Origin of the sequence: Luteimicrobium album (genome assembly GCF_030161555.1) — a bacterium.
GTDB lineage: Bacteria > Actinomycetota > Actinomycetes > Actinomycetales > Cellulomonadaceae > Luteimicrobium > Luteimicrobium album.
The window spans coordinates 3375380-3397038 of the sequence record NZ_BSUK01000001.1 but is presented as its reverse complement, the minus strand read 5'-3'; the positions used below and the strand labels follow the sequence as shown (position 1 = coordinate 3397038).

Annotated in this window: 18 protein-coding genes, 4 tRNA genes and 3 pseudogenes; 7 read left to right on the top strand and 18 right to left on the bottom strand. The window is 68.6% G+C overall.

Features of this window, described 5'->3' with window-relative positions; genetic code table 11:
• Positions 1 to 33: 33 nt before the first annotated feature.
• Positions 34 to 338, top strand: a pseudogene (locus tag QQK45_RS17345) (transposase); the annotation flags it as partial.
• A 206-nt stretch (positions 339 to 544) separates the two neighbouring features.
• The gene (locus QQK45_RS17340; protein WP_284292202.1) at positions 545 to 1867 is read left to right on the top strand and encodes an ISL3 family transposase; all 1323 of its coding nucleotides are present in this window, start codon (positions 545 to 547) and stop codon (positions 1865 to 1867) included.
• A 117-nt stretch (positions 1868 to 1984) separates the two neighbouring features.
• Here QQK45_RS17340 and QQK45_RS17335 read toward each other — a convergent pair whose 3' ends face one another.
• From QQK45_RS17335 to QQK45_RS17285, 10 genes and pseudogenes are all read right to left on the bottom strand, one after another.
• A complete protein-coding gene (locus QQK45_RS17335; RefSeq protein WP_284294313.1) occupies positions 1985 to 2605 on the bottom strand; it encodes a hypothetical protein in 621 nt (206 codons plus the stop codon).
• Entirely contained in the window at positions 2602 to 5250 is a 2649-nt protein-coding gene (locus QQK45_RS17330; RefSeq protein WP_284294312.1) for an RHS repeat-associated core domain-containing protein, read from the bottom strand. Before QQK45_RS17330 ends, QQK45_RS17335 begins: the two co-directional genes overlap by 4 nt.
• Before the next feature lie 5 nt (positions 5251 to 5255).
• Positions 5256 to 8450: pseudogene (locus tag QQK45_RS23415) on the bottom strand (hypothetical protein); the annotation flags it as partial.
• Positions 8451 to 8474: 24 nt separating this feature from the next.
• On the bottom strand, positions 8475 to 8705 hold the full coding sequence (locus QQK45_RS17315; protein WP_284294311.1) for a hypothetical protein: 231 nt from the start codon (positions 8703 to 8705) through the stop codon (positions 8475 to 8477).
• Positions 8702 to 9400 (bottom strand): hypothetical protein, encoded by a 699-nt coding sequence (locus tag QQK45_RS17310; protein WP_284294310.1) that lies wholly within the window; start codon positions 9398 to 9400, stop codon positions 8702 to 8704. The genes QQK45_RS17315 and QQK45_RS17310 overlap by 4 nt, the downstream gene beginning before the upstream one ends.
• Before the next feature lie 44 nt (positions 9401 to 9444).
• Positions 9445 to 10701 (bottom strand): LamG domain-containing protein, encoded by a 1257-nt coding sequence (locus QQK45_RS17305; RefSeq protein WP_284294309.1) that lies wholly within the window; start codon positions 10699 to 10701, stop codon positions 9445 to 9447.
• A gap of 53 nt (positions 10702 to 10754) precedes the next feature.
• Positions 10755 to 11513, bottom strand: a complete 759-nt coding sequence (locus QQK45_RS17300; RefSeq protein WP_284294308.1) for a DNRLRE domain-containing protein — start codon at positions 11511 to 11513, stop codon at positions 10755 to 10757.
• Positions 11510 to 12466 carry a hypothetical protein gene (locus QQK45_RS17295; RefSeq protein WP_284294307.1) on the bottom strand — a complete coding sequence of 319 codons (957 nt, stop codon included), beginning with the start codon at positions 12464 to 12466 and terminating at the stop codon, positions 11510 to 11512. The genes QQK45_RS17300 and QQK45_RS17295 overlap by 4 nt, the downstream gene beginning before the upstream one ends.
• 274 nt (positions 12467 to 12740) lie before the next feature.
• Positions 12741 to 13130 carry a hypothetical protein gene (locus tag QQK45_RS17290; protein ID WP_284294306.1) on the bottom strand — a complete coding sequence of 130 codons (390 nt, stop codon included), beginning with the start codon at positions 13128 to 13130 and terminating at the stop codon, positions 12741 to 12743.
• A gap of 38 nt (positions 13131 to 13168) precedes the next feature.
• Positions 13169 to 13816 (bottom strand): AlbA family DNA-binding domain-containing protein, encoded by a 648-nt coding sequence (locus QQK45_RS17285; RefSeq protein ID WP_284294305.1) that lies wholly within the window; start codon positions 13814 to 13816, stop codon positions 13169 to 13171.
• Positions 13817 to 14166: 350 nt separating this feature from the next.
• Between QQK45_RS17285 and QQK45_RS17280 the strand changes: the two genes are divergently transcribed.
• A complete protein-coding gene (locus tag QQK45_RS17280) occupies positions 14167 to 15165 on the top strand; it encodes an IS481 family transposase (RefSeq protein ID WP_284294191.1) in 999 nt (332 codons plus the stop codon).
• Here the strand turns inward: QQK45_RS17280 and QQK45_RS17275 are convergent.
• The 8 genes and pseudogenes from QQK45_RS17275 to QQK45_RS17245 all read right to left on the bottom strand — a co-directional run bounded on the left by QQK45_RS17275 (position 15162) and on the right by QQK45_RS17245 (position 20372).
• Entirely contained in the window at positions 15162 to 15614 is a 453-nt protein-coding gene (locus QQK45_RS17275) for a DNA N-6-adenine-methyltransferase (protein ID WP_284295091.1), read from the bottom strand. The two genes, QQK45_RS17280 and QQK45_RS17275, sit on opposite strands and share 4 nt — an antisense overlap.
• Before the next feature lie 3 nt (positions 15615 to 15617).
• Positions 15618 to 15905: a hypothetical protein gene (locus tag QQK45_RS17270; protein WP_284291717.1), complete on the bottom strand. Its 288-nt coding sequence runs from the start codon at positions 15903 to 15905 to the stop codon at positions 15618 to 15620.
• Between the two features lie 20 nt (positions 15906 to 15925).
• Positions 15926 to 16837, bottom strand: coding sequence for an IS5 family transposase (locus QQK45_RS17265; protein ID WP_284291714.1), 912 nt, complete (start codon positions 16835 to 16837; stop codon positions 15926 to 15928).
• 168 nt (positions 16838 to 17005) lie between these two features.
• Positions 17006 to 17341 (bottom strand): hypothetical protein, encoded by a 336-nt coding sequence (locus QQK45_RS17260; protein WP_284294304.1) that lies wholly within the window; start codon positions 17339 to 17341, stop codon positions 17006 to 17008.
• A gap of 480 nt (positions 17342 to 17821) precedes the next feature.
• The gene (locus QQK45_RS23410; protein ID WP_431310348.1) at positions 17822 to 17983 is read right to left on the bottom strand and encodes a helix-turn-helix domain-containing protein; all 162 of its coding nucleotides are present in this window, start codon (positions 17981 to 17983) and stop codon (positions 17822 to 17824) included.
• A gap of 297 nt (positions 17984 to 18280) precedes the next feature.
• Positions 18281 to 18355 (bottom strand) — tRNA-Val (locus tag QQK45_RS17255).
• A gap of 90 nt (positions 18356 to 18445) precedes the next feature.
• Positions 18446 to 19299, bottom strand: a pseudogene (locus tag QQK45_RS17250) (aminotransferase class IV).
• A complete protein-coding gene (locus QQK45_RS17245) occupies positions 19296 to 20372 on the bottom strand; it encodes a chorismate-binding protein (protein ID WP_284294303.1) in 1077 nt (358 codons plus the stop codon). Before QQK45_RS17245 ends, QQK45_RS17250 begins: the two are co-directional and overlap by 4 nt.
• A gap of 193 nt (positions 20373 to 20565) precedes the next feature.
• Between QQK45_RS17245 and QQK45_RS17240 the strand changes: the two genes are divergently transcribed.
• The 4 genes from QQK45_RS17240 to QQK45_RS17225 all read left to right on the top strand — a co-directional run bounded on the left by QQK45_RS17240 (position 20566) and on the right by QQK45_RS17225 (position 21633).
• Positions 20566 to 20638, top strand: a tRNA-Gly gene (locus tag QQK45_RS17240).
• 49 nt (positions 20639 to 20687) lie between these two features.
• Positions 20688 to 20758, top strand: a tRNA-Cys gene (locus QQK45_RS17235).
• A gap of 27 nt (positions 20759 to 20785) precedes the next feature.
• Positions 20786 to 20860: transfer RNA gene (locus QQK45_RS17230), tRNA-Val, on the top strand.
• Positions 20861 to 21015: 155 nt separating this feature from the next.
• Positions 21016 to 21633, top strand: a complete 618-nt coding sequence (locus tag QQK45_RS17225; protein ID WP_284294302.1) for a VOC family protein — start codon at positions 21016 to 21018, stop codon at positions 21631 to 21633.
• Positions 21634 to 21659: the final 26 nt, after the last annotated feature.

Here is a 21659-nt window from a genome sequence, read left to right as displayed (position 1 = left end):
GTGCCGTGAGGCGTCACTGGAAGGATGTGCCTTGTGCCCGCACCCCATCCCAAGGAGTTCCGCGACGATGTCGTGGCTGTCGCCCGTCGCGGCGAGGCCCCGGTCAAGCAGATCGCGAAGGACTTCGGCATCTCCGAGTCGTGCCTGCGCAACTGGATGCACGCCGCTGACGTCGAGGACGGCGCCAAGCCCGGCGTGACCGCGTCCGAGTCGGCCGAGCTGCGCGAAGCACGTCGCCGGGTGCGTCTGCTCGAGCAGGAGAACGAGGTGCTCCGCCGGGCTGCGGCGTACTTCGCCCAGGCGCACCTGCCGGGAAAATGAGCTACCCGCTCGACCTACGCGTCGTGCCCAGACGTCCCGTAAAGTCCAGCGGCTCTTCCCCGGGAACGACGAACAGGCACCCTCGCCGTGCAACTCCCGTCTCAGTACAAAAGGGCTCTTCCCAGATGAGGGTGTAGGTCGGGCTGGCGCGTCGGTCCGCGGGTAGGTGTCGAGGTCTCCCGAAGATGGAAGTTCTGACGCTCACCATCTGGAAGACCTCGACGTGCTTGACGCTACCCCGCCGGCTGGATTCGGCCACCCCGACCTGACGACCTTCGCCCGACTCGACGGCCTCGGCCTGGTTGTGGTCGGCCAGCGCCTTGAGCTCGACCGTGCCGTCCTCGCGTGCCGCGTTGTCGAGCCCGACCGCTGGTGCCGCCGCTGCGGCGGGGAAGGTCTTGCACGTGACAGCGTGGTTCGGCGACTCGCGCACGAGCCGCTGGGCTGGCGCCCGACCGTCCTCGAAGTCCTCGTGCGCCGCTACCGGTGCCGCGAGTGCGGACACGTGTGGCGACAAGACACCACCGCGGCGGCCGAACCGCGCGCGAAGTTGTCGCGAGCCGGGCTGCGGTGGGCGCTGGAAGGGATCGTCGTGCAGCACCTGACCGTGGCCCGTGTCGCCGAAGGTCTCGGAGTCGCGTGGGACACCGCGAACGACGCCGTTCTGGGCGAAGGGCAGCGTGTCCTGATCGATGACCCGGCCCGGTTCGAGGGTGTGGCCGTGATCGGCGTCGATGAGCACGTGTGGAGGCACACCAGGCGGGGTGACAAGTACGTGACCGTGGTCATCGACCTCACCCCGGTCCGCGACGGCACCGGGCCCGCGCGGTTGCTGGACATGGTCGCCGGCCGTTCCAAGTCCGCGTTCAAGACCTGGCTCGCGGCCAGGGCGAAGGCGTGGCGTGACGGCGTGGAGGTCGTTGCGATGGACGGGTTCACCGGGTTCAAGACAGCCGCCGCTGAGGAGGTCCCGGACGCGGTCGCAGTGATGGATCCCTTCCACGTCGTGCGGCTGGCCGGCGACGCCCTCGACCGGTGTCGGCGACGCGTCCAGCTGCGGATCCTTGGCCACCGCGGGTTCAAGGACGACCCGCTCTACAAGACCAGGCGGACCCTGCACACCGGCGCCGGCCTGCTCACCGACCGTCAGGTCGAGCGGATCACTGCCCTGTTCACCGACGACCAACACGTCGAGGTCGAAGCGACCTGGGGCATCTACCAACGCATGATCACCGCCTACCGCCACGAAGATCGTCGCCGTGGCCGCGAGCTGATGGACAAGCTCATCACCGACCTGAGCGCCGGCGTCCCGAAGACGCTGACCGAGTTGATCACGCTGGGCCGGACGCTGACCAAGCGCGCCGCCGACGTGCTGGCCTACTTCGACCGGCCCGGCACATCCAACGGCCCGACCGAGGCCCTGAACGGCCGGCTCGAACACCTCCGCGGGTCCGCCCTCGGATTCCGCAACCTGACCAACTACATCGCCAGATCCCTCCTGGAGACCGGCGGCTTCAGACCCCGACTACACCCTCGATTGGGATGAGCCTACAAAAGCCGCTCGTATGCCCCGAGATCGAACCCGCGCCAGGCGAGCGCAGACCACGGCTAGAGGTCGCGAGGCACCACGAGCCTTGTTCCATGACAACAGGGATGGCCCTAACTAGGCCCTTCGTGCGGCTGTCTGCAACCAGCGGTGGAACGCGTCTGTCTCGACCGCGCGTGCCCGGTGACGAGCTGCTACGGCGTTCACATCGAGCTCGACCCCACGTACGGTGACCGTTCCATACGTAGGCACCGATCCTCTACTCTCAACGACTCTGTGCCCATAAGTTGCAACGCTACCGTCGATGTCAAGATTTGTGTGGCGCTTGGGATCTTCTGTACTGAACCCCATAATCACGTGCCGCTGGAACGCATTGCTGGTCTTTCCCCAGACGAAAAACTCCCAATGCAGCTTGGGATGACGTTCGATCATAGTGTCGCCGAGGAAGAGCCCAATGTCGTGACAGACGGAGTACCACTCTCCGCCAAGACGGCCGGGCCGATCGGGGTCAGGTTCAAGGTGCTGGAGGAACCAGTCATTGAGTTCCTGAATTCCCGAGTCGGAAGCCGCGAGCGCAATCCCGCTGGACCCCAGCAGCCGTGCCAGCATCTCGCGCCGCTGGGGCCGGGACGCCATGCAGTGCTCGTAGACCCGGCGCGCCTCCTTGCGGGAGAGCGCCTTTGGCGGTTTGGTGCTGCCGGTACGGTACGGCTGGTAGCCAGCCCAGTCGATCGTCACGGGATCACGGTCCATGGTATCCGCGCCTCCGTCAAGGCGTTCTGGAGCGGCTTGGTCGGGCCGAGGCGCCCAGTCACGCCACTCCGCGTGAAGACCCATTCGATTCCGCCGACCTCGGGGTTATTCTCCATCAGCCAGGAGTCTTTGGCGATCTGAGACCGGGTCGACGCTGAGAGAGATGTTCGCCCCACCTTGGACTCGATCCCCGTGCCAGACCCGGTGAAGACGTCAATTCGACGAACCCCAAATTCGGTTTGGAATGATTGCTCAATTGCAGAGCCTGGGTGTACCGCGGCTATCGAGTCCCGAGCAGCGTCTCCGGCAGCCTTGTTGGCCAGGACGGTACTCGTCGCCTTCTTCGCTGCGGCCTTCTCCACGACCTTGGCGGCCGTCTTGGCGCCGACCTTCTCGACTGCCTTGGCACCGATACCCTCGAGTCCGCCGATCGGGACTGTCACGACCGACGCCATGGCCATCACGCAGGAGAAGTTGGAGCCCGCGTCACACTTCTCCATGTCGTCGAAGCCGAACGCATACCAGATCGCCCACTCGAAGACGTTCTGTGGACGGTCATGGAACTCGCGATTCGGGTCGTATGCGCCCGCGGCGGACGCGGGGTACGAGACCTGCACAGGCGCCGCCGAAGCGGGCTTGTTGCCGGCGCCGCCCAGGTACGAGTTCGTCACGGTGCTGGTCCCCACGCTCGCGTTTGCGCGGCGGGCGGTACTGGTCGGGGTGTCGGACTGGTGCGTCTTGGATGCGGTGTGCTGGTTTGCGGAGGCCGTCGGTACGGGCCGCCCCGGAATCAGGGCGTCGCCGTAGGCGTAGGGCACCGGGATCCGCCCGTCGGGATCGGAGTAGGTCAGCGGGTTGTTGCGCGCGTACGCGTACCCGTTCCAGTGCTGGGGGTCCGTCGGGCTCAGCAGCGGGTCGACCGAGATGAAGGTCCCAGTGGTCTCGTCGTAGTACCGGGCCCCGAGCAACGTCAGACCGGTCGACTCGTCCCGCGTCTTGCCCAGGAACTGCCGGTCCCCGGGAACGGTCTCGATCGTCGACGGACCGCGCACGGCCCCGAACGGGTCGGTGAAGAACCGCTCCACGCTCGTCGTCGTCCAGGTCGTGTTCGGGACCGCCGCCAACGTGGTGCCGTGCGGGTCAGTGACCAGCGACGTCACTCCGCCCAGGCCCCGGTCGGTGCGCACCGCGACCGTCTGGCCCGCGAAGCTGTAGTACCGGGTCGCGCTCACCCCGCCGTCAGAATCGACGTGGAACTCCTGCCCACCCGGCAGATACACCGTTGTCCCACCCGCATCCGTGCGAGAGACCCGGTTCCCGTCCGCGTCGTACACGAACGACGCCTCACCCTCATCCAGCCCTGGGTCGGACTCCTCACCCGCGCCCGTCGCCGCGATCTGCGTGAGCGAACCGCCAGCATCCCAGGACATGGTGAATGCCGACGCCCCCGGCACATGCCGCGACGTCTGTTGACCCGCCCCGTCATAGCCGAACATCGCACCAGCGACCGCCGTGCCGCCGTTCGTCGACACCGTGGTCGACGTGAGCGCATGCGGACCAGCGGACTGCCCATAGGTGGACCGGGTCATCGTTGTGCCAGTCGACCCGTCCGTGGCGTGGTCGGTCTTGACGGTCCGGTTACCCAACGGGTCGTAGGAGTACTCGGTCCAGTACGGCGCGGCTCCCCCGACCTTCGCCGCAGTCACCTGGCTCGGCGCAAGAGAACAGTCGCCCGCAGTCTTGGCCGTCCACGCTGTCGTCAGTCGTTGCAGCCCGTCGTACCTGAAACACTGGTTGTCCTGCCCGGCCGTGCCACCGAGGGCGCCGTTCGTGGGCTGGTCCGTGACGGACGTGACGTTGCCCGCGGCGTCGTACTTGTAGCTCACGGCGAGGTCGGTGCCGGTGATCTGCTCGCGCTTGAGCGCGACGCTGGTCAGGCGGCGGGTGACTTCGTCGTACCGGTAGGACGCGACAGCACCGTAGGTGTTGCCCAGGTCGATCGCGAGCGGCTGGCCGTAGGCGGAGAACCGGGACTCGGCGACGTAGGTGCCCCACCCGAAGCCGCCGCCCATCCACCGGGCCTGGGACGCGGTGTCGTAGTAGGTGGTGACCTTCTCCTGGCCCAGCACCGCGGAGCCGCCAGAGGAGCCTCCGGTGGTGATCTTCGGGAGCGTGGTCGAGGCGACCTGCCCGTCTGCGGTGTAGGTGTACTTCGTGGTGAACGAGCGCGCCGTGAGCTTCGCGAGGTCGCCGGTAGCGGGGAGCGTCACCGTGGTGGCGAGCGGCCGGTATGCGTCGTCGTAGGTCGGCACGGACGTCGTGTAGGCGGCGCTGTCGACGTACCTGGTCGAGGAGGCGACCTGCCCGAGCAGGACCTTGCCGGCCGTGTCCTTGGCGGTGTCGTACGTCCACTTGGACCGCACGGTGCTGCCCTCGCTGGCCGTGGTCGGGCGTCCGATCCCGTCGTAGGCGTAGGTGAGCTTCTTGCCCGTCGCGTCCGTGGTCGACGTGACCTGACCGGCCGCGTCGTAGGTCGTGGCGGCGACCCCGGCGTCAGGATCGTCGGCCTTGATCTGCTGCCCGGCGAAGTCGTAGCTGTAGGACCAGGTGTTGCCCTTCGGGTCCTTCATCGTGGTCAGCTGACCTGACGCGTCGAGGGTGTAGCTGGTGGCCTGGTACGACGACGCAGCGAGAGTGCGGGGTCGAACCCGCCCAGGGTGCTCGGCTTGGTGGGTGCCCCCTTGGTCACCGCAGGCCGTGCCAAGTGCTCCCACAGCCCGGTCGTGCGCCCGCGTGCGTCGGCCACCGTGGTGGTGGCGGTTCCTCCAGCGGGCGGGACGACGGTCGTGTAGCGGCCGTCGTAGTCGGTGACCGTTCGCCACTGCTCGTAGTCCGGGTTGGAGTCGGTCCCGTTCCACAGGATCTGGTCGGTGACTCGGCCGGCACCGTCATATACGTAGGTGGTGTGGGCGACCGGGACGACCGGTGGAGTCACGGCTGACGCGGAGGGCGCTCCCTTGGCCCACCACTGGTCGGTCTGGCTCTGGACCCGGCCGGCGGAGTCGTAGTAGGTGTGCTGCACGACCCGTCCACGCGTGGCCGCGGAGTCCTTCTGCGAGTCGCCCGCGTCGGCGGACTCCGTCTGCGTCTGGAACTGCCGCATCAGCCCGTCGTAGAGCACGCTCGAGGTGTGCTGGGTCTTCCCGTCCGCACCGATCGCCTTGGTGACGACCGAGTTGAGGCCGTTCTCGTGGACGGCGTACTCGTAGGCGGTCGAGGGCACCGAGGCACCCTGCCGGTCCGGGTTGCGCACGTCCTTGAGACGACCGAGCGCGTCGTAGGTCCCGGTCGTCTTCTTCCCGTTGGTGTCGCGGGTCTCAGTGACCGTCCCCGTCAACGGGTTGTAGACCGTGGTCGAGGTCATCCCGGTGAGGGCACCCGCGCCGTCCGGGTCGGGGCTGGTCGTGACGACCTGCTGAAGCAGCCCACCTCCGGACTGGGTGTAGGCGATGGCGGTCTGCCGGCCCAGAGCGTCCTTGGTCGCAGTCGGCCTACCCCGATCGTCGTAGGAGACCACGGTCTGGGTCATGGTGTAGCCGGCGTGGGTCGCGGGGTCGAGCGTGCCGGTCGACCGGTTCAGGTCGGCCTGGACACCCCAGGCCTCGAGGACCCGGCCCTTGGAGTCGTAGGTCGACAAGGAGTCGGAGATGACGTCCTTCGGGCGGCTCGGTGTGGTTCCGCACGCCACAGACACGACCTCGGTGCGCGCGGGCAGGGCGATCATGTTGGCGTCCGCCAGCGCGTCGTTGTCCACATGGGCGTAGGTGGTGCGGGTGCACTGGTCGTCTGACGTCGTGGTGACGTCGCCGGCGTCGTCGACGGCCGAGACCTGAGCGTGGGCATCGAAGCTAGTGACCGACTTCGTGCGCTGGTCGACCGCGCCGTCCTGCCCGAACGTGAAGCCATAGGTCGTGGACTTTGCGATCCTGGTGGCCTTGGTCCCGTCCTTGTCGGTCGCCGTGGTCGTGATCCCGCTGGGCACGGTCACGGTCTGGGACACGGTCTTGGTGCCATTGCGCTGACTGGTGGAGAACACCTGCCCCTCGAGGTTCGAGTCATCGGTCGCGTTCACCCCGTACCCGTCGGGTCCCGCCGCCACGTCGCCACCCAGCCCTCGGAAGTACTGGGTCTGCGTGCTCGTGGCGTCGCCGCCCTCACCCACGGTCGTGGTGACCGTCGGGTACCCGCGGAAGTCGGAGTACGTGAGCTGCTTCGGTTTCAGGAGCGCGCCCGTGGGCTTGGCCCATCCCGCGCCGCCCGAGTAGGAGTAGGTGGTCGTGATCTGGGCGCTGCCCGTGACGAGCGTGTTGCTGCCCTGGTTCGGCGCGGCGCCGTTCTCGACGATCGACTCGACCACGTACTTGTGGAACCACTCGGGAGCGTTCTTGGTCTCGCCGTCGGGGTCCCAGTTCACCGGGAAGCAGAGATTCGTGTTGGTCTTGGGGTCCGCCGGGAGAGTGGTGGGCGTGCAGTCGGTGCCGTCGCTGTAGTTGACCGAGGTCAGAGCCCCGGACTCGCTGCGGATCGACGACACGCGCGGTCGCCACATCGACGGCGGACCGGCCGTCACCGAGTTGACCCTGTTCTTCAGCATGACCTTGTCGAAGAGGACCGCCGGCAAGGTGATGTCATCGCTGGTACTCGCGGTGCCGCCAAGCCCGGTGTGGACGATGGACTTCAGCCACAAGATCTTGCCCGTGCCACCCTTTCCGGCAGAGCCGTCGTTCGGGCTCAGGTATGACTGGGTCAGGGTCCAGGAGTCCACCGGCTGGTAGGTCGATCCGTCGTAGCTCTTCGTGGTGATCTTGGTCAGCCGGTACCGGTCGAAGAACACCGGGCTGTACTGGGTCGGGCACGTGTCAGCGTCCGCAGCGCAGTACAGGTCGGTGGGCGCGTCCGGCCAGCTGGCCTTGTTCGAGAGCATCTTCGACGCAGAGCAGTCCACACCGGACTTCGCCTCGCACCGCGTGGCGGCGGTGAACTCGACCACGGCGGGGGCCGCTGCAGTCAGGTCGCCGCTGCGTGTGCCGTACTCGATCTTCATCAGCCGGCCGCCCGACGTGTACGTCGCCAGGTCGGGGCCCTGCACCTTCTGGTACGCGGCGGTCTCCGGCGCGTAACGGTAGGTCATCGTGTTGCCTGACGGGTCGACGACGTAGTCGAGGTTCCAGCGCCAGGTCTGCTTGCACGACGACGCCTTGAACGTGTCGGCATGGCACGGCTCGCCGGGGTGGTTGCCGTAAACGGGCACGGACCATGCTGACCCGAGGCTCGCGTCATCCGCTGACCGCTTGTCCCGGCCGAAGTAGTACTTCGTGCCGTCGCCGGCCGTCACGACCCAGTACTGGTGACCGACCTCGTCGTCGTTCCAGCCCCCGGTCTTGAGCTCGACCTTCGCCCCGTCCTCGGTCTTGGGGTGCCACTCGCCGGTGGAGGCGTCCTTGACGAGCTCGACCGCGGACCCGTTCAGGACCAGGGACGCGTTCTCCCCGCCCCAGCACAGGTCACCGGTCTCCAGGTCGGCGTTGTTCGGTGTCTCCTTGGCCGAGTCCCCCGTCGTGTCTGCGGGGTCGCGGTCGTCGAAGCACGGCACGTACTTGCGCTCCACGTAGCTCGACGTGAGGTCGAAGCCCTCGCCGACCCACGACGTTTGGTTGTTCGTGGAGGCCACTCGTCCGTCAGATGCGGCCGAGGAATACGACAGCGCGAGGTCAGGGCTCGGGCCCGCAGGGACCGCCGGGAAGCGCAGCGGATAGGACCACGTGAACGCACCCGTCGCACCGGAGGTACCCCATCACGCGGACGACGCGAGGCTCGTCGCACCCCAGTTGCCCGCCGAGCCCGAGGCGCCCGCGACCAGAGCGAGCGTCGTCGCACTGCTGGCCTGCGCCGTCTGGGCCGTCTGGACGTTGCTGAAGGACGCTGCGCTGAAAATCGCGTTGGAGCTGGTCGACGCGGAGGCCGGCTGCGTCCCGCTGGCAGCCGGTGAAAGAACCACCGTCGCCGTGACGGTCTCGTCGGTCAAGTCGTTCGTGGACCCCACCGGGACCACACGGCACGAGGGTCCGCCGGCGTGTCGTGTGCGCACGCCGGGATCTGGACCAGGTGAAGACGCGACGCCCAGTCGCCGCCGGCGAGGCCGGCGAACTTGCTGTAGTCGAGGGAGACCTGGATCCGTGTCGCCTCGGCCCGCGGCGCCTCGGAGGCGTCGGACAGGTCGAGCATCACACCCGTCACCCCTGCCGCGGCACTCTCGATCTGGTCCGCGACGCGAATGGTCACGGCGTCCGGTGTGGCCGCATCTGCGACCGGGGCGACCGTGAGCGGGAGCCCGCCCACCGTGACATCGACACCGTCGGACTCCTCGGCGTCCGCCACGGTCGCCGCGCGGAACACCGCTGGCTCGGTGGATTCCGTGCCAGCCGCGAGGGCGACCGTCTGCTGGCCGGCCTCGGGCAGGTCCGAAGGCAGGTCGGACTCGTCGTCATCAGGTGCCGGTACCCAGGCGTCCCCGGTGATCGGCGTGGCATCCACCCCGCTGCCGATGTCGAGACCTCCGACGACGTCCTTGAAGTTGTCCTCACGGGTCTGCAGGTCGTCGACCGCGCCCACGTCCTCGGTGACCAGACGGGTCACCGCGGACGCCAGCGACCCCGGATCCACCCCGAGCGCCAGCACCACTACGCCCGCCACGAGCGCCAGCCCTGCGGGACGCCGCACGAACCTTCTCCTCATCCCTGCCACCTTCACGTTCGCGCGGCGCGTCACTGGCCGGCCTTTGTCGTCGGGTCCAGCGCGGTCTCACCCGTGCTGAAGTCGTTGGCCTCGGCCCCCTGGCACATGCGACGCACCTTGGCCGCTGCGACGACCTCTCCCTTGAAGATCCGGACGTTGTCGATCTGTCCGTCCCACCAGTCCGACTTCGCGCCGTCGATCTGCCCGCGGCCCACCACGACCGGCCCTGCTGCACGCCACATCGGGTTCGGTGAGGCCGCCACGGCCTCAATGGCTTCGCCGGGAGCTGGGTCTTCAGGAGTGCCGATGTCGCACGTCCAGAGCCGGACCTTCTTCTCGGGCTGGTCGAACTCCGCCGTCAGGTGGGTCCACTGCCCGACCTTCGGATGGACCGTGGAGTACACGGCCTTCCACGTGCCGCCCTCGGTCGCGTACATCACGAATACCCAGCACCCGCCCGTCCAGCCCGCCGGCTCGTACGCCTCACACCCGCTGGGCCGGTACCCGACGCGCCACGCGTTCTTCCAGGCACCTTCCTGGATGATCGCGGTATGCCACTTCGTCCCCTCGTCGAGGCGCACGTGCGCGCTGACCACGAAGCTCTGAGTCGTGTCGAAGACCGGGGAGTCGGTGAATGCCTCGTCGTTGACGCCGTCGAAGTTGAGCGCCCAGTCCCCGTCCCGCGAGTCGAACAGCGTGTGGGGTCCGGTGACCCACGTGGCGCCTGCGACGGTCAGCTCGCCAGCCGGGTTCGCCTCGCCGGTGTCCTTGTGCGAGATGTCGGGGACCGGACTCTTCTTGGTGTCGAAGTTCCAGATCCCGTCTTCGCGTGCGGTCGCGACGACATACTCGTATCGGCGGGACGCCGAGATGTTGCCGGCCTTGTCCTCAGAGCGCGCCAGGACGAACTTCGGACCTTCCGTGGTGGGCGAGACACACACCTGCGCAGAACCATCACTGCCGGGCGTCACCGACGACGGGTATGTCTCCACGTCGAACCCGTACTCGAAGTGGTCCACATCCGACGACGACCCGCGGCTGATCTTGAAGCAGCCCTTCTGGCCTTTGCCACCGCGTTCGATGTCCGTGACGTAGACGGCACGAATCGACGAGTTAGCACCCGTCGGCTCAACCGGAGTGATGGTCGGGGCAGCGGGCTTGCTGGTGTCGATCGTGAACTCGCACCAGCCCGCCCAGGACGAGTATTTCGCGGAGTCCGCGTCGTTGTCATGGCCTCGCGCACGCCACTTGTACGTCGAACCGGAAGCCAGCTTCCCCGACGCCACCGAAACGGTGTGCGTCGCACCCGATGCCTGCCCCGTGGTCGTGGCCGACCATGTCAGCGCGTCCCCTTGTACACCTCGAACGTCACCGCGACGTTCTGGCCGTCGGGGTCCTTCGCGACGACCGACAGCTTGGGAGTGGTGCTGGTGAGCAGGGGACGTCCCGACCCCGTCGTGCACCCTTCGTTCGTCGCACCGACCAGCGTCTTCATGCTCGACGGCTTCGTCGGTGCACGGTTGTACTTGATCTCGAGCGACGCGTTGTAGAGGTAGTAGCGGCGCCACGACGACATCGTCGACTCGGTCGGGGACTTCAGCTCAAGGACCATGGTGTCCGAGCTGCCCGCGATCTCTTTCGCGCCGCTCGTCGCGTCCCAGCTCGTCCAGCCCGGCTTGCCGCACTGACCTTCGCGGATCACGGGGTACTGCGAGTCCAGGTAGAGCTTCGAGGAGGGCTGGTTGTTCCATGTCGTAGACGAGCTGATCCCCGCAGACATCAAGTGCAGCTGCAGGCTGTTTCCCGCACAGTCGTACGAGTGGGTTCCGTAAGCCTTGAATGTCGCCGAGATGATGTCGCCGGCCGCGAGCGATGCTGTGCTCAGCCCCGTGAACTCCCAGATCATCCGCTGCTTGTTGTCCAGGTTGCATGACGAGTCTGCCTGGACGTCACACAACCCCACGCCTTCCGACGCCGTGGACTTGTACTTCGTTGATGTCGGCCAACCCGACCGTACGACCGTCCACTCGTGTCGCGAGATTCCCGACATCGGCGGGTCGATCGCCACCGGCCACGTCGTGCCCCCGTCCCGGATCATCTCCTCATCGGGGAAAGCGTCAGGGATCGATCACTCAGCGTCGTCAGTTCCAGGTTCGCCTCCGTGTCCCCGGCCGACCGCTCCAGGCCCGGAGCAGCCTCGGCGCCGTCGACCAACGACGCGCCCGAATCGGGCACTGTCCCGGCCGCGGGCGGCACAGGCTCCGGCTCCTCCGCCGCGCCTGGCTCGGTCGCACCCGAGCTGTCCCACTGCAGCGCCCGCCCGCCCTCGAAAACCTTCTCGCCTACGCCGTCACGGACCTCGAAGCCTGCATCCGCCGAACCCGATGGCGCCACCGTGAGCCCGCTGGTCGTCGTCACCCTGAACGCGAGGCCGCCAGGACCGGCGGACTTCGCCACCTCGTCGTAGGCGTCACGGTTCGCGACCTCGACCACGGGAGTCACGCCCGTCGCGTCGGGCTGGACGTCAACACGCACAAGGGCCCCGTCGATCGCCTCCCCCGATGCATTCAGCACCGGCCAGGACACGCTCGCACCTTCAACGACGGACTCGCCCAGGTCGAGGGGCAGCCCCATCGAGACCGAGCCCGCATCCGTCGACATCGAGATCAGCTTCTCGGGCGAATCCGCGTCGAGGCTCACGTCGTAGACGGGCGACGCGATCTTCAGCTCGCCAGTCTGTGGGTCCTTCACGATGCTCGGGTCCACGGGCTCCCAGGCGCCGGAGAGGTCGGTGCGCACCGCGCCGGCGTTCTCCACCTGTCGGACGAAGCCGTCGGGCGTGGCCTGCAACGACGACCAGGGGTCGTAGCTCTCGATCGCTGCTACGTCATGACCACACGCAACGGCGAGCTCTGCAGCCTCGCCCATCGTCGCCACCTCGGTCGCGGAGCAGTCCGCGGCGGTGGCCGCAGCCGGATCCTCAGCGTCATCGGGAAGAACCGCCCACGCCGCACCGGCCGACAAGGCCACCACTGCCACCACACCCGTCACACGGACCAGCCGTCGCCGCCTCGCGCCCATGTCCCGCCTTCCGCCGCTGCCTTGCTCCGACACTGCCAAAGAGTTCTGTCAGGCAAGCCACAGCGCTTACCTCGGCAACGGTGGGCAGACTCTAGATTTGGGCGTTCTGCGCGTGACGGAAGATCTCAGCATATGAGACAGCGCCTTGGCTGGCTCGACCTTGGTCTGGCCGTGCTGTGGACCTGCAACTGCTGATGTGCGCCTGACCACAGGCGCGAGTCCGCAAGTGCCAGGGGTCCTTGGTCTACACGGCCTCGTCGTGGGAGGGCGGCTGGATCATCCTCACGTTCGAGATGCCGCCCTGATTCACGGCGTCCTGAGCGAAGTCGTGAATGTGCCAGAAGAAGTCCAACGCCGGTTCGACGGCATTCACAGTGGTCTCGACCGGTGTGTAGTGGTGCAACGGCGTCGAGACCTCGTCGTCGACGAGGCCCATGCTGTCCCTCGTCAGGATCGCCAGCGAACGTTCGCCGGTCCACTTGATCCCGAGGCGCACGTCGTACTCGTCGTTGTCGGTGGCCTCCGCCGTGGTCCTCACGAGTGCCATCAGATCGGCGATCGCGCACTCGATGGCCGCAGACTCGACCTGCCAGCCGTCGAAGTAATCGTCGATTCTCGTCCGGTGCCCGCCCACGGCCGTCGCGACGGTGACCGAGCCGTCATGGTGGACGCTCAGCCACGCCTCCTCCAGACTGAGCGTTCACCGGTCGCCGTGTTCACAGCGACCCAACGGCGCAGTCCCGGACGCGGATTGTTCCGGTCGACGTTCTCCAGCGGGTGGATGCCTGCGCGCCCCGCGTAGGTGAGGGCCAGCCCCATGGTCTTCGTCAGCACCGATCGAGCATCCTCACGAGTCAGACGGTCGCGGGAGCGAGGGATGCGCGGGTGCGCCACCGCGATCAGCCAGGCGCGCTTGTCAGAGTCCCGGCCCGCTGCGGCCTCGTCGTACAACGAGTCCAGTGCTTCGGTCGCGTGCCGGCGCTCCTCGAAGCGGGCCCGGTACATCGCCTCGATCTGGCGCTCTTTCATCCAGACGGTGTCCGAGTCGTTGCGCACCGGCGCCGCGAAGTAGTCGTTCTTGTAGATCAGGTGCGGCCCGTCGACGCTCGCAGGCACCTCTACGACGACCGCCCGGTTGCCTTCGTCACCGAGGCGATGCACGTTGAGCCTGAAGACCGGCGGCGTGATAGCGGTGATCGCCGCGCTGCGCAGAGAGCGCTCATAGGCTTCGGTCAGCTCCCCCACGTCGACCCGTTCGGTCGCCGCCTTCTGCGACTCCCGCACCCCGAACACGATGACGCCGCCACCACTGTTCGCCATCGCCGCGACGTCCTTGGGGAAGTCCGTCTGTGGCAAGCCCTTGGCCGGGGAGCTCCGACTTCCAGTCCAGGTCGTCTGTCTCCACGACCCCACCGCTTACCGCAGCATCCAGCATCTCGATCGTCAGTGGTCCGGGCGCGACCCCGAGGACGCGATGCAGAGCGGTGAACGTCACGGTGCCAGACTAGGGACCGCCTGCGACAGGTACTCCGGTCGACGGCGATCACGAGCTAGCTGTGATGTCCAGGGACGTTGTTTCGGCGACACGGCCGTGAAGAGCTGAGGGTGAGGGCCTCCGGTTGTGAAGTGGAGTTGTTGAGTTCAACCGCTTCACGAACCGGGAGGCCCTCGTGTCCCACGCTAACGCTGCTCTGACCCCGCGTGCCCGGCTGCGGCTGGCGCGCTTGATCGTCGAGGATCACTGGTCGCCGCAGGTCGCAGCGAAGATGTTCATGGTCTCGCCCGTCACTGCCCGCAAGTGGGCGGCCCGGCTGCGTTCGGAGGGACCCGCCGGGATGGCCGATCGTTCGAGCCGACCATGGTCGATGCCGACGAAGACACCACTGCCCGTGGTTAAGCAGATCGTGAAGAGGCGGTGGCGACGCCGACTGGGACCGATACAGATCGCCGGCGAGCTCGGCCTGCCCGCATCGACCGTTCACGCGGTCCTGGTGCGCTGCCGGATCAACAGGCTCAGCCATATCGACCGAGTTAGCGGTGAGTCGATCCGCCGTTACGAGCACGACCACCCCGGCTCGCTGATCCATGTCGACGTCACGAAGTTCGGCAACATCCCCGATGGTGGCGGCTGGCGATTCGTCGGACGCGTCCAAGGCGAGCGCAACCGGGAAGCCACCGCCAACCGCACGAAGAACAGGAACCACCGTCACGAGCCCAAGCTCGGCACTGCGTTCGTGCATACCGTGATCGACGACCACTCCCGCGTCGCCTACGCAGAGATCCATGCCGACGAGAAGGCAGACACCGCGATCGGTGTCCTGCGCCGCGCGGTGTCCTGGTTCGCTGCCCGCGGCGTCACCGTCGAGCGGGTTCTCTCGGACAACGGGTCTGCCTACAAGTCCCACGCCTGGCGCGACGCCTGCACGCAGCTCGGGATCACCGCGAAGAAGACCCGCCCCTACCGGCCGCAGACCAACGGGAAGATCGAGCGCTTCCACCGCACCCTCGCCGACGGCTGGGCCTACGCCCGCTTCTACGGATCCGAATCCGAGCGCCGATCCGCGCTACCCGGCTGGCTCCACTTCTACAATCACCACAGGCACCACTCCGCCATCGGAGCCCCACCCATCAGCAGGATCGACAACAACCTGCCTGGACATCACAGCTAGCCCGCCGGGGGCAGGCTGCCCGCGTGGACGCGGGCGAAGCAGGCACCGAGCCCGGCCGACAGGAGCGCTGCAGACGCCTTCGGCCCCCACGCCAGAAGCATCGACCCGGCACCTGGGGTGCCTGCGCGGTCGTTGGTGTTGCCGCGGAAGAACTTGATGCGACCCGACACGAAGCACGTGACGTCGGCGGTCGCTCCGTGCTCCTGGAACCACTTCGTGTCGGGCCGGGCGAAGACGAGGGCGATGCCGTCGCCGTGCTCAGCGATCTTGCGCATCCAGGCACCGGTCTCCAGCCCGTAGGGAGGATTCATCCAGACGGTGCCAAACCATGGGAACGTGAGGCCGTCATCGGCCTCGGTGTAGTGGTGCAGGGCTGGGACGAACGACTTCCCGGCGCCGGGCGAGCATGGGTCGAGGTCGAACTCGAGCCCTAGGGCCTGTTTCGGAATGGGTTAGCGCCGGCGGATCCAGGTGAGGATGTCTTCGGCGATGGTGTGGGGGTCGGCGGCGGTGGTGATGTCGTGGGCGCCGGCGGCGGGATCGAAGCGGTCGAGCTCGAAGCCGCCGAATGCGCTGATCTTCTTGGAGACGGCGTAGGACCACTCGAGGTCGTCGTCACGTGGGAAGACGATGAAGAACGTGTTGGTGTCGGTGTCGAGCTCGTTGACGAGGTCGATCAGGTCGCCCCGGTCGGGCTGATCAACGTCGTCGCGTCCTTCGGGGGCGGCGTAGTACTCCACGCCCGCAAGGATGCCAGCGCTCAGGCGGCCCGGACGATCGCGGCCACCCAGTCGTCGATCGCGGCAACGGTCACGGTGGTCTCGTAGCGGACCTGGAGCTTGTCGAACCGGGTGGCCACCGCCCGCCACCGCTTGAGGCGGTTGAACATGCACTCGACCGCGGACCGCAGCTTGTAGTCGGTGAAGTCGACCTTCGGCGGTCGCCCACCGGCCGAGCCCTTCTTCTTGCGGTTGGCCTGCTGATCGACCTTCTCCGGGATCGTCGCGGCGATCCCACGGGCACGCAGCAGGGCCCGGTTGGTGGCCGAGGTGTACGCCCGGTCGGCGCGGACTCGGTCCGGGCGGGTGCGCGGGCGACCGACCCCACCGGGACGGGCCACCTTGACGGTGGCGAGCACGGGCGCGAACTGCGGGCTGTCGCCGCGGTGCCCGGCCGTGACGACCATGCCCATCAGCTTCTGCCCCTGCTCGGCGGCCGCGTGCACCTTCGTGGTCCACCCGCCCCGGGAACGCCCCAGCCCGTGGTCGACCGGCTCGGCGCCCGGCGGCTCGGTCTGCGCCTGCGGGTCACGGCGAGCACCGGCGGCGTGCTGGTGAGCGCGAGCGATCGTGGAGTCGATGTTCAGGTCCCACCCGATCAGCCCGGCCCCGTCGCTGATCGTGCGCAACCGGTCGATCACCTGCCCCCAGGTCCCGTCGCGCTGCCAGTCCCGGAACCGGCGATAGCAGCTACCCCACGGCCCGTACCGGTCGCCAGGAACGTCCCGCCACGGGCACCCCGTGCGGACCCGGAACCGGATCCCGTCGATCTGCCGACGCAAGAACCGCGCCTTGCGTCCACGCGCCCTGACCGGCAGCAACGGCGCCAGCACCGCCCACGCCTCATCGCTCAGATCATGCCGCCCCGGCCCATCGCCCACGACCTCAATCATGACGAAACCGCAGGTCACATCACAATTCCGAAACAGGCCCTAGGGCCTCGAAGAGCTCCGGGGGCGTGTACCACTCGACCGACTGGTTGACGATGGACTGACTCGTGGGCGAAGCCCGAGTGTTGGGTGCTCATGGTGTTTCTATGCGGGCGAGCTCGCCTTGAGCACTCACCCGTCGAGCTCACAGGCGTCGCACACCCCGGAGTTGCTCAGCTGCGTGGAGTGCGTCGGACACAGCCGCACCGCCCGCTCACGGACCGCTTGCCGCGAGGCCGATCGCTGCTCGCCGGCACGCAGGACGGCGACCTGCAGCGTGTCGCCCAGGTGCGCGGACCCGGCGGCGATTCCGGCGGACAGGACAGCCTGGGTCTGGTTCGCCCAGGACTCCATGCAGTCTGCGCGCCGCCCCGCCGTCGCCGGCGACAACCCGTCGATCTCGAGCGCTGCCTGCAGCGCCATCTTGCCCTCGGCGTGGACCAGCTCGACGTCGTCGACGCGGCCCACGACGGTTCCCAGTGCGTCGGCGCTCCGCGAGGGCTCGCCGTGTGCTGGCGGTCCCGTCGGCGTGCCGAACGGCTGCGCGTCCTCGAACGCAGCTCCAGGAGCCAGTCGTCCACGTGGCTCGGACGCAGGCGATCGAGCGTGACCTCGCCGAGCCTGGTGGGCACGACGTGCCCCCGCAGGAGCGAGCGGCTCAGGTCCTTGGTGATGGGTCGCCGCGACGACGCCTCGAGAGTGGTCGCCATCCACTGCTCGCACCACGCCGCCACGGTGATCTTTGCGTCGGTCGCCGGTTGGCCGGCCCCGAGCCGCTCTAGCACCTTTCTTGAGCTTGGCCCGCACCTCAGCCTTGGTCGCTCCGTACACGCTGGGCGGGTCACGCGCCCCGTGATGTTGTCGGTGTACGCGATCCGCCCCTCCCAGCGGTTGTCTGGCCATTGCCGAACGCTACCCTCGCCGTTGGAGCGCCTTCCCGGCGGCATGTCAGGCGTCCTCGAATTGCTCGACGAACTGCGCGAGCGCCGCGGCCTTCACGAGCGCGGACCTGCCGATCTTCACCCGCTTGAGGCGGCCGCCGTCGATGAGCGTGCACAGGGTGCTGCGCGAGACCGAGAGCCTCTCTGCGGCTTCGGGGACGGTGAGCAGGAGCTTGTCGGCCGCCGACCCGGCCCGGAATTTGAGACTTGGTGTCCATGCAGGTTCCTATGCGGCTACCTGGTCGACGAGCACACACCCTCCCGCGCTCCTGAGCACCGGCGTGCGTGCACGGCCGCACAGGGCCGTCCGCGGCTGTCCGTCCGCGTCCGGCGACTCGGGTACGCCTCGGCGCGCAGCGGGCATTCCTGCCGCCAACTGGGGTACGAACTGGGGCACCTACCCCTGGACAGAACTCAGGGGCCACTCTCTCGCTGGGAGAAAATGGCCCCTGACCTGCAGTGATGCTGGTGGGCGATACTGGGTTCGAACCAGTGACCTCTTCGGTGTGAACGAAGCGCGCTACCACTGCGCCAATCGCCCGGGTCACACGCTGGACCTCACCGGAACGACCGGTGCACCAGGTGCGCGGTCAAGAATAGCGGCTCCGGCGCGTGGTGCGAAACCGACACCTCACGGGTCGACGTGCTGCGCCCGACGGCGCACGAACAGCTCCGCGGCTCGCTCGCTCAGCGACCCGGCTGCGACGGCGACGTCGTCGAGCCGCACGACCGGCGTGACGTTGCGGACGCTGCCCGTGACGAGGACGTGCGCACGACCTGCGGTGACGTCGTCGAGCACGGAGAACGGCAGCTCCCCGGGGTCCGCCTCCCGCACCGGAAGCCCCTCCGCGGCGCCCCACTCGAGCAGCAGCTCCCGCGTGATCCCGGCAAGGCAGCCGCTGCTGAGCGGCGGGGTCACGAGCTCTCCCCGCGCTCGACGAACACGTTCGCGCCCGTGCCCTCGCACAGCTCGCCGACCGTGTTCGCGAGCAGGGCCTCGTCGGCCCCGCGCTCGGACGCATGAGCGAGCGCGACGACGTTCTCGGCGTACGACGTCGTCTTGAGCCCGGCGACGGCGGAGCGCTCGTTGCGCACCCACGGCGACCGGACCACCGACGACGTCGCGTGGTGCAGACCCGGAGACGCCGCCACGACGACCGTCTGCGCGCCCGGCGTCCGCCCGGAGCCCAGCGGGCCTCGGCCGGCCGTCACCGTGATGCGCAGCCGCGCAGCCTCGGGGCCCGCAGCCGTCAGTACCCCGGCGACGGCCTCGCGGATCAGCGCCTCATCCGGAGCCTCGAGGCCGAGCCCCGCGGCCGAGCGCGCGAGCCGGCGCAGGTGCCGCGTCAGCGCGAAGGCCTGCCCGTCCTGAACGCCACAGGTCTCGAACACCCCGTCGCCCACCGTCAGCCCGTGGTCCAGCGCACCGATCGACGCCGCCTCCGGATCGACGATCCTGCCGTCCACCCACACCGTTGCCGTCATCCGTCCTCCTCGTCCGTCCTGCCCGACGACGCCAGCGCCACCAGGCGTCGCGCCTTCAGCTCCGTCTCGGCCCACTCGTGATCGGGGTCCGAGCCCCACGTGATGCCGGCGCCCGTGCCGAACCGGAGCGCGCCGTCGGACCACCAGAACGTGCGGATCCCGACAGCCAGCTCGGCGCGGCCACGCGCCGGGTCGACCCAGCCGACCGCACCGCAGTAGGGACCGCGCGGCACGGGCTCGAGCCTACGGATCGTCCGGAGCGCGGACGACTTGGGCGCGCCGGAGACCGACGCAGGCGGGAACGTGGCCGCCAGCACCTCGGCCCAGCCCAACCCGGGGCGCAGCCGCCCGGCGACGCGCGAGACCAGGTGCACGAGCCCGGGGTGCTCCTCCTCGGCAAGCAGGTCCACCACCTCCACGCTGCCCGGCACGCAGACCCGCTGCAGGTCGTTGCGGACGAGGTCCGTGATCATGACGTTCTCCGCGCGGTCCTTGTCGGTCAGCCCGCCCGCGCGTGCCGCGGTCCCCTTGATGGGCCCCGAGGTGAGCACTCCGTCCCGCAGCGACAGGAAGAGCTCCGGCGAGGCGCTGACGACCCAGACCGGGTCGACGCCGGCGCTCGCGGGCACGTGCACGTACCCGCCGTACGGGGCCGGGTTGCCCGACCCGAGGACGCCTGCCAGCGCCCGCGCGTCGGGCTCGCCGCCCGCGCCGGCGGCCAGCGGCGCCTCGAGGACCCGGCACACGTTGACCTGGTAGACCTCACCGGCGCGGATCTCGGCGCGGACGGCACGCACCGCGTCCCGGTAGGCCGCGCCGTCGAGCGACGTGCGCCACGCGTCGGGCGCTGGACCCACCCAGGCCGGGGCGCCGTCGTCGGGCGTACGGCGCGTCCCGGTCTCCCGGAAGCGCCAGGCCCGTCCCCCGCCCTCGAACGGCACGACGACGAACCACGGACCGCCGGCGTCGAGCGCGGCGGGGTGCTCGGCGAGGTCGACGCACTCCACCGCGTTGCGGGCGGTCAGCCCGGCGAAAGCGGCGCTCCCTCGGCCCTCACGGCTGTCGTCGGTCACCGCGCCACCGTAGCCACGGCCGACCCCGCCGGGTGCGACACGTCCAGGATCCGCACGATTCCGCGGCTCGGGCTCCTCCGCGTCGTTCACCTGCGGACACGTGGAGGGGCCGGTTTGGCTCCGGGCCCCAAAGTCGTCTAAAGTTCTGAACGCGCCGAGAGGCCGGGGAAAGCCCCGGAAGCTCAAGCAGCGTGCGGACGTGGCTCAGTTGGTAGAGCATCACCTTGCCAAGGTGAGGGTCGCGGGTTCGAGTCCCGTCGTCCGCTCGGAGGAACGAATCCTCGTGGCTTCAGGGCCTGTGGGTACGAGTCTCAAGGTGGAGTGGCCGAGAGGCGAGGCAGCGGCCTGCAAAGCCGTATACACGGGTTCGAATCCCGTCTCCACCTCGCAGCAATCGGATGCTCCGCATCCCTGGGCGATTGGCGCAGCGGTAGCGCGCTTCCCTGACACGGAAGAGGTCACTGGTTCGATCCCAGTATCGCCCACCAGCTTCATCACGAGAGGCGCTTCCCGGCAACGGGCGGCGCCTCTTGTGCTTTCCCCGGGGCTCGCCGACGGAGCGGCCTCCGGGGAGCGAGTCACAGGTCGTGCGCGGGGCGCGTCAGGTGGGCGACAGGTCCACCGACGAGCAAGGAGACGGACCATGACCTCCATCACGTCGCTCACGCTCAGCGCCTCCGACGGCGCCGCCAGCGACTTCTACCGCACAGCCCTCGGCCCCGGAACCCCGGTCCGCACGGGCGCAGGCGCGCCCGGCTCGGGCTTCCGCGGCTTCATCCTCGGCGTCGACGTCGCCACGTCCGCAGGTGTCGACCTGCTGCACGCCAACGCGCTCGCCCTCGGCGCCGACGACCTCAAGGCCCCGAAGAAGCAGCTCTGGGGCGGGTACTCGGGCGTGGTTCGCGGGCCGGACGGCACGATCGTGAAGCTCGCTGCGACCGGCAAGGCGACCGCCGACGACGACTCCGCCGTCACGCGCACCGTCCTGCTGCTCGGCGTCGCCGACGTCAAGGCGACCCAGCGGTTCTACGCCGAGCACGGACTGACCGTCGCGAAGAGCTTCGGCAGCAAGTACGTCGAGTTCGAGCCCCAGGACGGCGCCGTGACGCTCGCTCTGTACAAGCGGGCGGCGCTCGCCAAGGACGTGGGCGTGGCCCCGGAGGGCACGGGCGGGCACGGGCTCGTGATCGGCTGGGACGCTGCCCCCGCGACCGACCCGGACGGGTTCGAGCTGAGCCCGTCCCCGGTGCGCCAGCCCTGAACCATCGGCGACGCGGCCACCGGCTG

What these genes read in the sequence shown, in the direction of transcription:
- QQK45_RS17300 (WP_284294308.1), bottom strand. Translation starts at nt 11,513, where the DNA reads ATGATCCGGGACGGGGGCACGACGTGGCCGGTGGCGATCGACCCGCCG.
- QQK45_RS17285 (WP_284294305.1), bottom strand. Translation starts at nt 13,816, where the DNA reads ATGGCGAACAGTGGTGGCGGCGTCATCGTGTTCGGGGTGCGGGAGTCG.
- QQK45_RS17330 (WP_284294312.1), bottom strand. Translation starts at nt 5,250, where the DNA reads ATGAAGGACCCGAAGGGCAACACCTGGTCCTACAGCTACGACTTCGCC.
- QQK45_RS17225 (WP_284294302.1), top strand. Translation starts at nt 21,016, where the DNA reads ATGACCTCCATCACGTCGCTCACGCTCAGCGCCTCCGACGGCGCCGCC.
- QQK45_RS17265 (WP_284291714.1), bottom strand. Translation starts at nt 16,837, where the DNA reads ATGATTGAGGTCGTGGGCGATGGGCCGGGGCGGCATGATCTGAGCGAT.